The 13757-nt window shown below is 66.5% G+C and carries 16 protein-coding genes and 1 pseudogene; 8 read left to right on the top strand and 9 right to left on the bottom strand.

Features of this window, described 5'->3' with window-relative positions:
• Positions 1–386: 386 nt before the first annotated feature.
• The 6 genes from FNH09_RS37585 to FNH09_RS37560 all read right to left on the bottom strand — a co-directional run bounded on the left by FNH09_RS37585 (position 387) and on the right by FNH09_RS37560 (position 6709).
• Positions 387–1487, bottom strand: coding sequence for a hypothetical protein (locus FNH09_RS37585; protein WP_152894357.1), 1101 nt, complete (start codon positions 1485–1487; stop codon positions 387–389).
• Between the two features lie 318 nt (positions 1488–1805).
• On the bottom strand, positions 1806–2447 hold the full coding sequence (locus FNH09_RS37580) for a Uma2 family endonuclease (RefSeq protein ID WP_420802823.1): 642 nt from the start codon (positions 2445–2447) through the stop codon (positions 1806–1808).
• 126 nt (positions 2448–2573) lie between these two features.
• The gene (locus tag FNH09_RS37575) at positions 2574–4148 is read right to left on the bottom strand and encodes a competence protein CoiA family protein (RefSeq protein ID WP_152894356.1); all 1575 of its coding nucleotides are present in this window, start codon (positions 4146–4148) and stop codon (positions 2574–2576) included.
• A 296-nt stretch (positions 4149–4444) separates the two neighbouring features.
• A complete protein-coding gene (locus tag FNH09_RS37570; protein WP_152894355.1) occupies positions 4445–5020 on the bottom strand; it encodes a transcriptional regulator in 576 nt (191 codons plus the stop codon).
• 115 nt (positions 5021–5135) lie between these two features.
• Complete coding sequence (locus FNH09_RS37565) at positions 5136–6089, bottom strand: hypothetical protein (protein ID WP_152894354.1); 954 nt, start codon at positions 6087–6089, stop codon at positions 5136–5138.
• Positions 6090–6478: 389 nt separating this feature from the next.
• On the bottom strand, positions 6479–6709 hold the full coding sequence (locus tag FNH09_RS37560; RefSeq protein ID WP_152894358.1) for a helix-turn-helix domain-containing protein: 231 nt from the start codon (positions 6707–6709) through the stop codon (positions 6479–6481).
• A gap of 158 nt (positions 6710–6867) precedes the next feature.
• On the opposite strand from FNH09_RS37560, the gene FNH09_RS37555 reads away from it, so the two are divergent.
• On the top strand, positions 6868–7515 hold the full coding sequence (locus FNH09_RS37555) for an HAD family hydrolase (protein ID WP_152894353.1): 648 nt from the start codon (positions 6868–6870) through the stop codon (positions 7513–7515).
• 4 nt (positions 7516–7519) lie between these two features.
• Entirely contained in the window at positions 7520–8362 is an 843-nt protein-coding gene (locus tag FNH09_RS37550; protein WP_152894352.1) for a DUF1932 domain-containing protein, read from the top strand.
• A 7-nt stretch (positions 8363–8369) separates the two neighbouring features.
• On the opposite strand, the gene FNH09_RS37545 is transcribed toward FNH09_RS37550, so the two are convergent.
• The 3 genes from FNH09_RS37545 to FNH09_RS37535 all read right to left on the bottom strand — a co-directional run bounded on the left by FNH09_RS37545 (position 8370) and on the right by FNH09_RS37535 (position 10900).
• Positions 8370–8933: a phosphotransferase-like protein gene (locus tag FNH09_RS37545; RefSeq protein ID WP_152894351.1), complete on the bottom strand. Its 564-nt coding sequence runs from the start codon at positions 8931–8933 to the stop codon at positions 8370–8372.
• Complete coding sequence (locus FNH09_RS37540; protein ID WP_152894350.1) at positions 8930–9961, bottom strand: AAA family ATPase; 1032 nt, start codon at positions 9959–9961, stop codon at positions 8930–8932. Before FNH09_RS37540 ends, FNH09_RS37545 begins: the two co-directional genes overlap by 4 nt.
• A 180-nt stretch (positions 9962–10141) precedes the next feature.
• The gene (locus tag FNH09_RS37535) at positions 10142–10900 is read right to left on the bottom strand and encodes a GntR family transcriptional regulator (protein ID WP_152894349.1); all 759 of its coding nucleotides are present in this window, start codon (positions 10898–10900) and stop codon (positions 10142–10144) included.
• A 470-nt stretch (positions 10901–11370) separates the two neighbouring features.
• On the opposite strand from FNH09_RS37535, the gene FNH09_RS37530 reads away from it, so the two are divergent.
• The 6 genes and pseudogenes from FNH09_RS37530 (at position 11371) to FNH09_RS37510 (ending at position 13736) form a co-directional block, all read left to right on the top strand.
• Positions 11371–11952 carry a hypothetical protein gene (locus tag FNH09_RS37530; RefSeq protein WP_152894348.1) on the top strand — a complete coding sequence of 194 codons (582 nt, stop codon included), beginning with the start codon at positions 11371–11373 and terminating at the stop codon, positions 11950–11952.
• Positions 11953–12062: 110 nt separating this feature from the next.
• Entirely contained in the window at positions 12063–12221 is a 159-nt protein-coding gene (locus FNH09_RS46860; RefSeq protein ID WP_156110851.1) for a hypothetical protein, read from the top strand.
• A 155-nt stretch (positions 12222–12376) separates the two neighbouring features.
• Complete coding sequence (locus tag FNH09_RS49140) at positions 12377–12763, top strand: hypothetical protein (RefSeq protein ID WP_238427337.1); 387 nt, start codon at positions 12377–12379, stop codon at positions 12761–12763.
• Positions 12764–12898: 135 nt separating this feature from the next.
• Positions 12899–13087: a hypothetical protein gene (locus tag FNH09_RS37520; protein ID WP_152894347.1), complete on the top strand. Its 189-nt coding sequence runs from the start codon at positions 12899–12901 to the stop codon at positions 13085–13087.
• A 94-nt stretch (positions 13088–13181) separates the two neighbouring features.
• The gene (locus FNH09_RS37515) at positions 13182–13361 is read left to right on the top strand and encodes a hypothetical protein (protein ID WP_152894346.1); all 180 of its coding nucleotides are present in this window, start codon (positions 13182–13184) and stop codon (positions 13359–13361) included.
• 193 nt (positions 13362–13554) lie between these two features.
• Positions 13555–13736: pseudogene (locus tag FNH09_RS37510) on the top strand (DUF5999 family protein).
• The last annotated feature ends 21 nt before the right edge of the window (positions 13737–13757 follow it).

Here is a 13757-nt window from a genome sequence, read left to right as displayed (position 1 = left end):
CTGCTCCGCAGACGCGACGCGGCGCCGCTACGCGGCGCGTCCCGGCGCTGCGCGCCGGAGGCCCCGGGCTCCGCCCGGGACGGGGCGACCGCTCCGCGCTCGCCCAACCAACCAGCGCTCCGCGCAGGTTGGAGCCTGGATCGCTCCGCGATCCAGGCAAAAGCGCAGCAGTAGGGCGGCAGTGAAGGGAGGGGGCCGGCTCCCCTTTTTGCTTGGGTTGACGCTCCGTCAACCCCCGGCCCGTGCGTCAAAACTGACGACGGGATGGACTCTGGGATGACACCCCACCACCGACCCACCCCGGAAACCCGTTCGGAGAATGCGTCAATTCAGTTCCGGGATCGGTTCTGGAATGAGGCTGGTCGCTCTCCGCGGTCAAATCTATTTCAGGCAGCTGGAAGCTCCGGAGCGTTCGGAATATCGGCGGAAATCCCGCCGATGGAAAGTCCGAGCATAAGCCCGCCCTCTAGTGCGGCAAGCAGAGAAGAGAGCTGTTCACGCTCTTCTGGTGTTCCACCGTCAGTGTGCTTAAGTTTTTGCAGTTTGTTTCGAGCAGACACCAGAACGCGCGCCAGGATATCGTGAAACACGCTGGGTCCGACACCGTCGTCGTATTGGTTTTCTATCCTCAGTGCGTCTACGGAGCCGCCTCCGTAGACAAAGCACAGGGCTTCTGCTCGCTTTGTCGGTTGGCGTACTCCCTGCTTGTTGATGTGCGTCATTTCTGGTTCGTCTGGCAGGTTTTCATCAGCCCATGCGAGAACCACGCTAGGCGGGAATGCCTCGCGCATAATCCTGTCGAGAAGCTCAATCAGGGAATTCGCTGCCTGTGAAACTCCGTCTTCGGAGTAGCGGAGGGCATCTCGGGCGCCGCGAATCTTCCTCACGAGCGCAGAGTTGGCTCGCTCCACTCTTCTGGTTGAAGCCTCCGTCACCAGGGCACGGAAATCTGCCACGAGGTCGTCTACCTGGTCCTTCGACCATGATGCCAGGTCTGCTTCGGTCGCCCCCGTAAGGCTCATGGGGAGAGAGGCAAAGAGCTTCTCGCCCATGAATTTATCCAGACTGACCATCAAATCGACGGTATTGAAGGTCAAGAGTTGTGCACGGCTTGCCGGTTTGATCTGATTCTGGGAAACCAGAGTCGTAGCGTCCCGCCAGGCAATGGCAAATGGCATGAGGGCGCGCGCGGCTCGGCGGAGCGCCAGTACCAGCGCTGCGGCGTCTTCTTTGAATGCTTCGATCAGCAGCCGATATTGGGCCGCGCCCAAGAGTTTCTCGGCAAATTTTTGGTACGTCTGTCCATTGAACTGCTCAAGCCAAGCCTTGGTTTTCTCTGCCTCGAAATCATCGCCCAAGGAAAGCAGGGTCTGGGACAGGGCTTCGCCGCCATCGGGGAAGCAGTCTTCGATCTTTTCTTGCCAAGGCCGCTGATCATTCGGATCCGTGAGGACTTTCGCTATCACGACGACGGTTTCCGTGATCACGATGGCAGCCTCGTGAAAGTGAAGTGCCTTGAGGAGAGCGGGGTCTAGGCTCCGGACGTAGGTGGCGAGGCTGGATCGGTATACGGGAACCGGAGTGGAGTCTTGCATTGCGTTCAGCCTCGTTTCGCACCGTTCGTACGCTCAGTGCAAAGGTACCGGGAGGCATGGTGATGTTGGTAGGGGATATTTAATGGAACGTCAGGCTCCGTTATCCAGCCCCTCGCGACAGGGCGCACAGGGCTTCGCGGTTGATGCTAAGCGGTCCGCTCACACATCGTCATCGGCTGGCGCAGGGAGGAAGGTTGGCCCCGGTGTCTGCTACTGGCGGGCGAGGCCAGCCGGGTCGATGTCGACCGGGAACGGGGCGTGGATGCGGGTGGTGGCGCCAGCGAGGGCGGTGAGGGTTTCGATGTACCGGCCGCCCTGCAACTCGCTGACGATCAGACGTGGGGCGGGTTCGAACTCCAGGCGCCAGAAGTGCGGGATCGCCGCCTCTGCGTAGAGCAGGGGCTTGAACTTGCGGTCCATGGTCTTGTTGCCGGGCGAGACGAGTTCGATCACGAGCTGCACCGCGTCCGCGTCCACGCTGACCGTGTCCTCCACCGTGGCGCCCGCGTCGGTGACCACTAGGTCAGGCACGACCAGGCCGGAGGGCAGGGTCACGTTGATGGCCTCAAGGACCTCCACGGGTGCGCCGGCCGCGCGCGCGGCTGCGTCGAGGATGACGTGGAGCCGGAAGGACGCCCGCTGGTGGCGGACTCCGGGCGCGGGTGACATCACCAGGGACTCTCCGAGCAGCTCATAGCGGGTCGTGCGGTCCTCGGGCAGCGCCAGGACGTCAGGGATGGTCCAGGGCCCGGTGTGGTCGGTAGCAACGCTCATCGCCTCCACCTCCTCCAGGTCGAGCGGCTTCTTCCAGTGTGCCGCCAGCGTTGTGCTGCTGTCTGTGCCAGGGTCCATGCGGATTGTTGCATCGGGCCGAGATCTCGCCCCGTGGCGGGCCTGCCTGCACTTCTGGTTCCAGAAGGATGCCGGTGTGAGCGAGACTCCGTGGGGCTACAAGCTGCGCAGGGCTTTGTGGCGAAATCACTTGTCCATGCCATAGGTCTTCACAGCACGTCGTAGCTGCTGCTCCACGTCGAAACGGTTCAGGTTCTCAGTAGTGGCGTAGTGGGTCACCGCATTTTGAATCGCGGTGGCCGCCTCAAGCCAGATACGTCGCTGTTGTGCGCGCTCATCGGGGGAATCAAGGTGTTCCAGCTTGATGCGTTCAAGATTGGCAGCGTGTTGCAGTGCGATTAGTGGTGTCGGAAGTCCGCTGAGGGCGGGTTCGTCGCTGCGAGTGGTGGGAGCGCACGATGGTGCGTCTGCGAGGGAAGTGGCGGGGGCTTCCGTCTCGGCTGCTGGTGCCGACGGCTGGGAAGGGATCAGCGGCTGCCGCGGTACTAGCGGGGCGTCGACCCGGTGGGGGGACCCGTTGATTCGCGGTGGGACTGCTGCAGAGTCCTCTTCAACGGGGAGGCCGGAGCGACGCGGGGCAGGGCGGTCCACGGTGCGGGTCAGTTCCACGCCGTAGAGGCCGCGGCGCTCAAGCTGCGCACTGGGGACGAAGGTGTCGTCGCCGAAGTTGCACGTGGTGTCGACGTCTCTGCCGGAGAAGTGGATAGCTTCCTCGGCAGGTTGCTGTTCTTCGTTACCAGGTTCTTCATCGTTCTGATAGTCGGCCCAGCGGTCCCGGTGCTGCGCCGGCACCCACATGTAGGCGCCTGAGCGTCGGTCCTTGCGAGATGCGGCGAACAGCGAGGCCACGCTGCCCGTGGCTGCTCCGATCAGTGTCTGGCCGACCGTTACACCTCGAGTGTTGCCCGTATGGCCGGTCCATCCGGTCCCTTCGTCGTCCTGGCGGCGTGGGGTGTCCCACTGCAGGTGCGTCTTCCCGCAGCCTGTCTTGATACGGGCATCGGGGCATGGCCGCTCAGCACTCGCGGTGCACAGCCACTCAACAAGGATTCGAAAGCCGCCGATCAATGCGAGATCTGCTGCGCTGCTGATTTCTCGCCAGGTCATCGACCTGGTCAGCATCCAGTTGGCCCGGTCGATCAAGTGGAACCTGTCGTCGTGCGTGATCCAGTTGGCGGCCAGTCCCGCCGCGGCATGATTCTTGGAGCGCCGCAACACGGTGTCGGCACTGGCGTTGTAGTACTGGGCTTCACACGCCAGGCTCAGTCCGCCGGCACCCACGATGGTCACGTCCGGCCGCGAAGTACGGTTCTTGGTCGTCTTCTCCACGTAGACCTCCAGACCGGCCCCTTGGCCGGTGCGGGCCAGGAAGTCCTTCATGGCCTTGTGCCGGTCGCTCTCCTCCGGCGTCATCTCATGCGGCGTCGGCAGATGGGCGGCGCGCAACCGCTGGACACCGTCGGGACCGCGGTGCCGACGTACGTACATGTGGGGACTCTTGACACCGCTTTGTTCAGCCTTGCACGGGCGTCCCAGGCTCTTCTGAGCGCAGACCAGAAGCTCCCGGTCCCTCTGAGCCACGGGGACCAGCAAGCTGTCCCTGAGTTCCGGCAAGCCTGGCCAGTTGCTCCCCAGCCCAAGGTCTTCCCGGTCAAGGTTGAGGATCCGCTGGAGACCGGAATGGAACACGCCATTACTCATCGATACCCCCGCCAAGACGATGCCCGAGATACGCCTTCTTCAAAGTAGGACGTGCCACTGACAGCGAGGTCAGACGAGTCTGATTTCATCTCGAAAAGCGAACTGGCGTGCGAAATATGTGACGGGAATGGCACGTGCGCAAAACAGCCAGGAAGCCAACCAACGCAGAGACGAGGTGAGGAGCAGTCGGCCCCTCACCTTGGCCACGCCATGCCGCGTCCTACAGATCACGCCTCAGGACCGCAGGGTTCTGCAGCAAGCGGATCGCCAGTGCACCCGCGCCAGTCGCGCAAGTATCAAGCAGCGAAGCCGATGTGGGTGACGTGCTCGTACTGGCCCCACTGGGAGCCGAGGTCGACCACAGCGTCATCGACCCATGCGGTGTCGAGCGCAGCGTCGTCGTCGGCGGCCCAGGCGGCAACGATACGGTCCCAGTGACGCACGTTCAGCGTCCGGTACTCGACGGCCCGTTGGTGTGAGCGGGTGACCTGGGACTGGTTGAGCGGGTGGAACTCCACGCGGGTGCCGCGCCCTTCCCGGTTGAGGCGGGCGAGCAGGTAGCGGGCCACGTTCTCCCGGCGGACCGCACGGTAAGCCTGCTCGATCGCTGCGAGGTTCGCGCGGGAGGGCGAGCGGGTGCCGGCGAGCCAGGCCCGGATGGTGCGGGGCGTGGCGGTGAAGCCGGCTTCGCGGGCTGCGGCGCGGGCGTGGTCGGTGCGGGTGAGGTAGTGCAGGCGGGCGAGCAGGCCGCGCCGGGCCGTGATCGGGGTGGCGATGTACCCCGCGAGCGCGTCCAGTTGCCGTGCGACGGCCTCATGGCCCTTGATGCCGCGCGCGCCGAACTTGCCGAAGTCGAGATTCCTCTCGGGCATCCGTACGGCCTCCTTCCTTGATCGTCTGTGTGGGCACCTGAGGGCCGTTCCCGAGGCCGGACGGGGAAATCCCCGCCCGGCGCCTTCTCGGGCAACACAGGGCCGCGCAGGGGGTCTAGCAGCCAGCTACGTCCGGGTGGCAGCGCGGGCACTTCTCGCCGGTGCCCAGCTCCCCGAGGGTCCTGAACCGCGGGTTGAGCCGGGCGGCGGGAGTTCCCTCGCCGCACTGTCCGCACCACTCAGGCACGCCGGGAGTGCTCGGACCGGAAGTCACTGAGGTGATGGGTGCCTTGGACATCTCCACGTGCCGGAACATGTCCGTCCAGCCGCGCCCGGCCATTTCCCGGGCGCGGTCGCACAGCCAGGCTTCGGGGAGTCCCTGGGCAAGCAATTCGACGGCTTGGCGCTCGAGTTTGGCCCGGGTGCCGTTCAGGACTGGTCGGCCGAGGCCAGCAGAGTACGCGGCCACGATCCGCCTCCCTGCTGCTGCGCTTTCGCTTGAAGCCTCTCGCTGATGCGGGACGTCAGCCTTGAGGGGGTTCTCTTCCTCCGGCGCAGCCTCGTTCTCTCTCTCTCCATCCGGCGGGACGTCTCCAAGGGCTTCAGCGTCACCGTCGACAGGAGAGAGAGAAGAGGGAGAAGGAGAGGGAAGGAGAAGGGGTGCAGATCTCGCACCCCCATCCCCGGCAGATTTCGCAGGGGGGGTTGACCTGGGGTTTTCCTCGGGCGCCTCATCGAACGAGAGTTCCTCGATGAGCGTCGGTCCGTAGTCCGTCCGCTTGCGCTTCATGCTCGCGAGCAGATCCAGGTTCACGCGGAACAGGTTCGCGATCTGCGCCCCGTTCTTCGGGCTGAACCGAGGCACGGACTTCAGCAGCCGACGCTTCTCCAGGCGCACTTTCTGGTCCCGCGCGGACCTGAGGGACATGTGCGCCTCGTCGGCCAGCTGCGGCATGGACGCGATGACGTACCCACGGTCGTCGGTGTGGTTGCAGCAGGCCATCAGGAACGCGCCCTCGCCCACGCTCAGCCCCTCGGCCTTGAAGACCAGGTTCATGTGCTGGATCACCGGGTCACCTCCACCAGCTGGTGGAGGGCGGCGGCCGGGAAGGCCTCGCACTCTGGCGTAGTCGGTGGGCTTGAGGTAGTCCGCACGGTCGGCGGACGGTAGAACAGGCGACGCAACTGGGTCATCTCCCCAGGTAGGGGAGCCGCGGCCAGCAGATGTGATCTAGCGCCAGACCCGGAGTAGTGGCGTTGCGCTCTTTGTTGCGCATACTCTGGGTATAGGTGACCACGCGGGCCAATGGCCCACGGGCATCACCCGGCAGACGAGGTCACCTCGCTGCTCACGACTCGAAGCTTTGGTAGGGCGAGCGAGTCGAGCTTGGAAGCGGCTCCTGTTGTGGCGACAGGGGCCGCTTCGCATTTATGGAGATCGGGAGCGCATCGGTCTTCTTAACCTGCTTCTCGGTGAGTCGATTCTTCACCAGGCATTACTTGTGGGTGCTTATCTGCCCAACCTCTTAGAAGTCGGGCGTAAGCCTCCAGGTGGCGGCGGCGAGGTTTGGCCGTTCCGGTCTCCCAGCGATGGAACGCGACCCTGGTGACGCCGAAGACCTCGGCGACCTCTTCCTGGGTGAGCCCGTCGGCTTTGCGGAGGCGTGCCCGGACTTCCGGCGATGGCATAGTGTCCGGCCGCGCGAGTAGAGCGTCGACTGCATCGAGTAGGTCAGACACTGGTCCCTCTCTTCTCACGTGATCCAGAACTATACATAAATGTTCACTCTGGGCTGTGTAGTTGGTGGTATGACAGGTGAAAATCTCGTCGAGCTAGGGTCACCGGCATGCGTCTCGCTCTCTTCGACCTGGACGGAACCCTGGTCGACCGTAGATCCGCCTTCACGGATGCCCTTGCTCAGCTCAGCCACGATCACGGCTATGGCCCCGAGATCGAGCGCTGGCTGATTACTGAACTGGCCGATCGCGCGGACCACAGCGACTTCGAGCGTCTGCGCCACACCTTTCAACTGAACGAGTCAGCCGATCATTTGTGGCGCGTCTACGTGGACCGCATGGCATCCGCCGTGCACTGTCGGCCCGCCGTCCTCGACAGCCTGGCACGACTCAAGGCCGCCGGGTGGAACATAGGCGTCGCGACCAATGGTTCCAGCGACATTCAGCGCGCCAAGGTCCGGGCAACTGGCCTCGCGGACCTGATCGACGGGATCGCCGCTTCCGGTGACATTGACGTCCGTAAGCCAGACTCCCGGCTTTTCGAGCTCGCAGCCGCACGTTGCGGCACCCAGCTGACGCCCGGCGACTGGATGACCGGCGACAACCCCGAAACCGACATCGCTGGCGGCTACCAGGCGGGGCTCCGCACCATCTGGATCGACGGTCGCCCCTGGCCGGGGGGCCTTGTCGCACCCCATCACACCGTCGAGGACGTCACCGAGGCCATCGACTACCTCCTCACCCACTCTGCGGAGTAACCCCATGCCCCACCAGCCGATCGTCGGCATCCTCCACCCTGGCAGCATGGGCGCCGCCCTCGCCGCCTGCGCCGCAGCCAACGCGGCCAATGTCCTGTGGTGCGAGACCGGGCGCAGCACCGCAACTCTGGAGCGCGCCGTCCAGTTCGGGCTGACGCCTGTGGCCACGCTGTCCGAGTTGCTGGACCGCAGCGACATCGTCATCAGTCTCTGCCCGCCGGCCGCAGCTGAGGACCTGGCCCGCGACGTTGCCGGGCACAGCTTCGCCGGGGTGTACGTAGAGGCGAACGCCATCAACCCCGAACGCACGAAACGAATCGCCACGCTGCTCGAACCGCACGCGATCGTCGTGGACGGCGGTGTCGTGGGCTCTCCTCCGACGCGCGGGAAGACCCCGACCCTGTACGTCTCCGGCCCGGCCGATGCGACCGAACGGGTTGAGGCGCTGTTCGCGGGCACTGCGGTGCAGACGGCGGTGCTGGGCACGGAGGTCGGGAAGGCGTCCGCGCTGAAGCTGGCGTACGCCAGCTTCCAGAAGACATCGCGCGTGTTGGTGGCGCTCGCAATCGGCATGGCGCGTGAGCACGACGTCGACCAGGAGCTCATCGAGGTCGCCTCCCGGCGCACCGACTCATACCTTTCCGAGCCGCAGTACGTCGCCAAGACCGCGGCCCGCGCCTGGCGCTGGGGTCCGGAACTGGAGGAAGCCGCCGACACCCTCGCGGCTGCCGGCCTGCCGCCGGAGATGCTGCGCGCGGCCGCGTCCACACTGGCACGGTGGGACGACGTCAAGGACGACGGCGAGCTCACGCTCACCGACGCCCTGGACCGACTTGCCCAGCCATAACCCGAGCTCATGTCGTCGTCGTTCCCGCCCGCTGCGCCAGCAGCTGGTCGATGAGCCGCGCCGTGTCCTGCGGAGACGCTGTCGTGGTGTCCACCACCAGGTCCCAGATCGTGCCTGGGTGCGAGTCCAGGTCCTTGCGGGTCGCGTCCCACGCCGCCAGGCGCGCCGAGGTATCGCTGTCGCCGCGCCCCGCAGAGCGCTGCTCGGTCACCTCGCGCGGGCACCACAGCAGCACCACAGACCAGTCGGCCGGGTAGCCGTCGACCAGGGCCCGGATGCCGTCGACCTGGCCGAGGTGCACCACCGCCACCCCAGCCTCAAATGCCGCGTCCAGACCGGGCGCGTCGATGACGTACATGTTGCCGTACCGGGCGTTCGCGTAGACGACGTCGCCCGCGGCCTCCAGCTCGCGCAGTTGCTCCGCCGTGCCCATCCGGTAGCCAGCCGACTTGCCCGTCCCGACCTTGAGCCGTTCGAACTGCCGGTAGCGATCGTCGAGCTGTGCCAGGGCCTGGCTGACGGTGTCCTTGCCCGCGGCCGGCGGGCCGTAGAGGACGACACCGTGCGTCATACCGGCACCGCCCCGATCGCCTGTCGGGCCTGATCCGCGAGCGAGATCGCGCCCCCCATCCGGTTGTCGACCACGAGATGCGGGACGACCGGCCGGAGGCCAACGTCGATGGTGGCGACGTACTCCTCCCACCGCTCCAGCTTCCAGGCATCCCGGGCTGCACCGCGATGCGAGATGTACTCGTGCATCGACTCCACATCGCACTGCACCCAGATCGGCGCCACATCGACGCCATGTGACGCACACCGGTTAATCAGGCGCTCCATCCACGCCTGGTCCGTGAGCTCAGCGATGAAGGGGGCGGTCACCACGGTGCTGATACCGCACGACACGTTCGAGTAGACGGCCTGCATCAGCGCCGCATACTCGGCTGGCCGGACCCGCTCGCGGTACAGATCGGTGTGCCGGTCATGTGCCTGCGACCCCAACGCGACCAGCAGCGGCTCCACCAGCGGTCGCGTCAACGGGTCCTTGTCGACCAGCGGCCAGCCTGTCAACTGCGTTAGGAATCGGGCGAACTCGGTCTTCCCCGAGCCCGCGAACCCGCCCACCAGCACCACACACGGCTTGTGCGGGTCGCCGCCGGTACGACGGCGCTTCCACGCCTCCATCACCCGTTGCTGCCATCGGTAGCTGTCAAAGCCGTTGCCGTCCGCGATCCGGGTCAGCGCCCGCTCGACAGCTACGACATGCAGACCATTTCGCTGCTCAGGCAGCGGAGTGACCTCAAACTGGGTCTCTTCACCCGGCAGCGCTGGCCGGAACCCGAGCGACGGCTCCGTCGCCCGGTACAGCAGGCAGTAGGCCCGCCGGTACGGCGGCCCGGGGTAGCTCTCGCCCGTCTCGTGCTGGCTCAGAGTCTGAGGGTTCGCGGCTGGTACGTCCTTCAGCCCGGCTTGCTCGGCAACCAGCCGGAGCCGCTCGCCGGCCTCTTCTAACGTCAGCCCGTGCCGCTCCCGGTGCTCCCTGAGCTTGTCGGGGCGCCACCCTGCGCGCTTACCCACTCCGTCAGCCTCCGTCTTCACCATGATCCGGAGCCTAAGCGCGGGCCCCGAAAACCTGTGTGTAGCTACTCGTTGAAAACACGTTGAGAAACTCGTGCACCAAAGTGACGAGCGCTTCGTGATGTTCCTTCGAGCCCGCGCCGGGTGTGATGGCCCCACAGAACGAGCCATCGGGTGGAGGCCCATCGTGCCGGAGTTGAAGTGCTAAGCGTCGAACTCGTAGTCCAGCACGTACGCGGCCGAATCCATGGTCATCTCGTTGATCTCTACGACTCGACCTTCAGAGTCGAAGGCCGTGCGGGCCAGTTTGATGACCGATCTTTCAGAGGGGATGGCGAGGCGGGCAGCCTCGCTGACCGTGGGCATGCGTACGCGGACTTCCTCTCGGTAGCGCGCCGGTGCGTGGCCAAGGTCCGTCAGGCGAGCGTAGATCCCACCAGGGCCTGTGTCGGCTTGCGTGATGAGGGATCCCGCAACCAGCGACTGAGGCAAGTACGACTCAGCGACCATGACAGGGCGTCCGTCCACCAGGTACCGACGGCTTCGTACGCAGACCGTCTCGCTTGGAGCCAGCTCAAACACGTCCCTGATGTGGGGCGGAGGCGTGACGTTTTCCGAGACAGCGATCTGATCGACGTCTGGCAGTCGTTCGTCTGCGGACCAAATCGTCTTTCCGCTTCCCCACTGATCACGGGCCAGTCGTTTGATGCCGTGGCGTCGAATGAGCTCGAACGACATGACGCGAGGGCTGGCTCCCTTCCTCATCTCGATGAGGCCTTCCGTGCGCAAGATCTTCAGCGCCGCACGGGCGGTGAGACCGGCAACCTCGTGCTGCTCAGCCAGTGCTTTCTCTCCCGGCAGACGATCGCCAGGCCCATAGTCGCCTCGCTCGATCGCTGCCTTCAGTTCGTCAGCGATCTGCTGAGCCTTGGTGGGCTGTGTGCCGGACTTGTCTGCTGCCATCTGTCTCCCTACCTCGGTAACGATCCTATGGGTGATTGCTACCGAGGTGCCTTGTGGGGTGACCTGGCGGGTTGGGGTGGCTGGGACAGGATACCGGAAATCCTCAACCTCGGTAACGAGGTCATTGACATTGGTAGCGATGATGGCCTCTACTGAGACAGGCAACCTCGTTAGCGAGGTTGTCGCCGGGTCCGCTACGGACCCGACTCTCTCCCCCAGAACCGCTTCTGGAGCGGCGCTGGACGAGGGAGACGGAACCTTGGTTCCTCACTGAAAGACCGCAGGACGCCCCTTCCCCTAGTTGGGGAGGGCCGGGGTGATAGCACCACCAAATCCCCCGGGTCATGGCTCCTGCAGTGCGCAGCGCAGACAGATGTGCTGTCCGTCCATCAGGGCGCGGGGCTACGGCCTGCGCGGCCTGGTGGGCGGAGAAGGCATCGCGTCCCGCCCCTCCGATATGAGGAGTCACCTTGACCACGACCGCCACCCCGACGGCTCGCAAGCGGTGCCGTAAGACCCGCACCAAGAAGGTCAACCCCCGTCCGCCGATCCTCGCTTCCACCCTCGCGGCCACCGAGATCGATCTTGCTCCCGGCCGGGAGCACATGGTCTGCCCCGACTGCCGCACCTGGTGCCCCATCACCGGCATGAATGGCACCCCCAAATTGGTCCCTCACCACACCGACCCCGCTGGCACCCCGAACACGCGCCGCTGCACGGCCGGTAGCGACCGCCGCGTCACCATCGACGTCACTGTCGGCAGCTGGAGCACGACGCTGATCGAGGCCCGCCCCACCATCGACTCTCGCCGTCCCACCAAGGTGCTTCCCAAGCCCGCGCCGGCCCCGGCCCGCGCCGTCGCCCACATTGCTGCGCGGCGGCAGCCGGTCGGGCGCGGTCCGTGGATTCTGCGGGAGATGGCCTGGGCATCGGCCGCGCTGGAGGCTGACAGGACCGACGCCCGGCGCGCGCAGCTGCCCGTCGGTGAGGTCCCGACCGACGCTCCCGCCGTGCCGCTGACCACGTTGCACCCGAAGCACCCGATGCACTGACCGTTCCGCAGCCTGCGGTGGCCGCCGTCGACTGCGCCCGCCAAGCCTGAGGCGCGGTGGTCGGCGGGGCGCCCAGGACGAACCTCACCCGCTGACGACTAGGAGGGCCCATGCAAGGCGACCAGGAGCAGATGACCGCGTACGAGAGGGAGCAGGCCGCCCTGGCGGAGATGCACCGGACGTACGAGGAGATGGACCAGGCCGAATACGTGCAGTTCATGGATGAGATGGACGCCCGCGACGCCGGACGCGCCACACAGCAGAACTGATCCGCAGCCCTGCGCTGCCCACGGTCGGCCAGCCCGCTTCAGCGCGGGCTGGCCGACCGTGGAGTGCGCAGGACGCACTCATGTGACGGACCCCCGGGGTGGCACCCCCGGGGGTCCTGTCGCAGGTCACCCTTCGCGAGAGGACGACCCACCACATGCCCAGCATGACAGCCACCCCGACCCTGACCAGCCGGCCCCCGCTGCCCAAGCGCCCGCTTCCGCACGAGAAGACGCCAGACCGGCCGGGTACGTCCGGCGCTCGCCCTCACCCGCAGCGTGATGCCCGGGTCGACGCGGAGATCGGCCCCCGCACGGTCGGCGCGATCTACCAGACGAGCATCAGCGCGTACGAGGTCCTCGCGGTCATCCGGGACCCCGAGCGTGCGAGCGCCCTGCTCCGGCGGACCGCGCTGTGGGCGGTCATCGTCCGCGACATCATGCGCGCCGACGCCGAGCCGTACGCGGTCGGCGACACCTGGACAACGTCGGACCGCCTGGTCCGCGAGGGCCGGACTCCGGCTGCGTACGCCCCGGCCGCCTGACGATCCGCCACGGTCCCCCTCCCACCTCCGCCGACGAGGGTGGGAGGCGGGCCGTGGCTGGCCGTCCGGCCAGTCACAGGCGGCGGCCCCGGAAGGTGAGAGCTCCGGGGCCGCCAGACAGGAATGGGAGTTCCTGTGGCTGACAGCATTTCATGCACCACCACGACCGATGAAGCTCATCGGAGTCTCGGGCAGCACCTCCTGGCCATCGTCCGTGAGCAGGACGCCCGCATCCCCGCAGAGGGGCGCGCTCCGCGCACCGTGGCGGAGATGCGGGCCCGCCTCGCGGCCGCCGGCGCGACCCACGGTGAGGTGACGGCATGACCGCCGCCGTCCTGCGCCTCACCGACGAAGAGCGCGCGGAGCTGTCCCGCAAGGTCGCCGAGACGAACAAGCGCAGCGAGGACCGCCCCCGCGGATGACCAGGGACGACCTCTTCGCCCGCTACCAGGCGGCGGCCGCCGCGCACCGCACCCACCGCGCCACCTGCACGTTGTGCACCGACACCAGCCGCTGCTCCACAGGACAGCGGCTGTTCGAAGCCTTCGCCCGCTTGCAGGACGCCTACCTCAACTGTCAACGCCAGCAACGGCGCTGACCCTGCCCAGCCCGACACCGCCACCTCTGTCGGCTGCCTGACCCGCACAGCCCGGCCCCCGCGCATCCGCAGCGGGCCGGGCTGTGCGCGGTCCAGGGGAGCCGCGCAGCCGCGCGACCAATCACCCCCGCCGGGAGGCCTCATGCCCGCCCTGACCACGCCCGTGACCGCGCCGGGCTGTCTGTCCCGCTCGCTGTGCCAGCACGCTGTGCCGTGCCCGACGGCTGACAGCCCGGACCGGGAGGCCGCTGCCGTGGTGGCCGGCCACCCGGAGCAGGGCTGGAGCCTGCTGTGCAACGGGACATAGTCGACGACACCGGTGACCTGCTGCCCGACGGACGGATCGTCGCCCCGCACCGGCCGACCGAGACCTGAACCCCTCCCACCCCCGCCGCC

The sequence above is a fragment of the Streptomyces adustus genome, assembly GCF_009377175.1.
GTDB classification, from domain to species: domain Bacteria; phylum Actinomycetota; class Actinomycetes; order Streptomycetales; family Streptomycetaceae; genus Streptomyces; species Streptomyces adustus.
Note: the sequence above shows the minus strand (reverse complement) of the source record. Positions and strands in the feature narration are given on the sequence as shown.

Excerpts from the sequence above, each read along its gene's own strand:
- FNH09_RS37580 (WP_420802823.1), bottom strand. The coding sequence starts at position 2,447 with ATGGACCCTGGCACAGACAGCAGCACAACGCTGGCGGCACACTGGAAG.
- FNH09_RS37575 (WP_152894356.1), bottom strand. The coding sequence starts at position 4,148 with ATGAGTAATGGCGTGTTCCATTCCGGTCTCCAGCGGATCCTCAACCTT.
- FNH09_RS37570 (WP_152894355.1), bottom strand. The coding sequence starts at position 5,020 with ATGCCCGAGAGGAATCTCGACTTCGGCAAGTTCGGCGCGCGCGGCATC.
- FNH09_RS37560 (WP_152894358.1), bottom strand. The coding sequence starts at position 6,709 with ATGCCATCGCCGGAAGTCCGGGCACGCCTCCGCAAAGCCGACGGGCTC.
- FNH09_RS37555 (WP_152894353.1), top strand. The coding sequence starts at position 6,868 with ATGCGTCTCGCTCTCTTCGACCTGGACGGAACCCTGGTCGACCGTAGA.
- FNH09_RS37550 (WP_152894352.1), top strand. The coding sequence starts at position 7,520 with ATGCCCCACCAGCCGATCGTCGGCATCCTCCACCCTGGCAGCATGGGC.
- FNH09_RS37545 (WP_152894351.1), bottom strand. The coding sequence starts at position 8,933 with ATGACGCACGGTGTCGTCCTCTACGGCCCGCCGGCCGCGGGCAAGGAC.
- FNH09_RS37540 (WP_152894350.1), bottom strand. The coding sequence starts at position 9,961 with ATGGTGAAGACGGAGGCTGACGGAGTGGGTAAGCGCGCAGGGTGGCGC.
- FNH09_RS37535 (WP_152894349.1), bottom strand. The coding sequence starts at position 10,900 with ATGGCAGCAGACAAGTCCGGCACACAGCCCACCAAGGCTCAGCAGATC.
- FNH09_RS46860 (WP_156110851.1), top strand. The coding sequence starts at position 12,063 with ATGCAAGGCGACCAGGAGCAGATGACCGCGTACGAGAGGGAGCAGGCC.
- FNH09_RS49140 (WP_238427337.1), top strand. The coding sequence starts at position 12,377 with ATGCCCAGCATGACAGCCACCCCGACCCTGACCAGCCGGCCCCCGCTG.
- FNH09_RS37515 (WP_152894346.1), top strand. The coding sequence starts at position 13,182 with ATGACCAGGGACGACCTCTTCGCCCGCTACCAGGCGGCGGCCGCCGCG.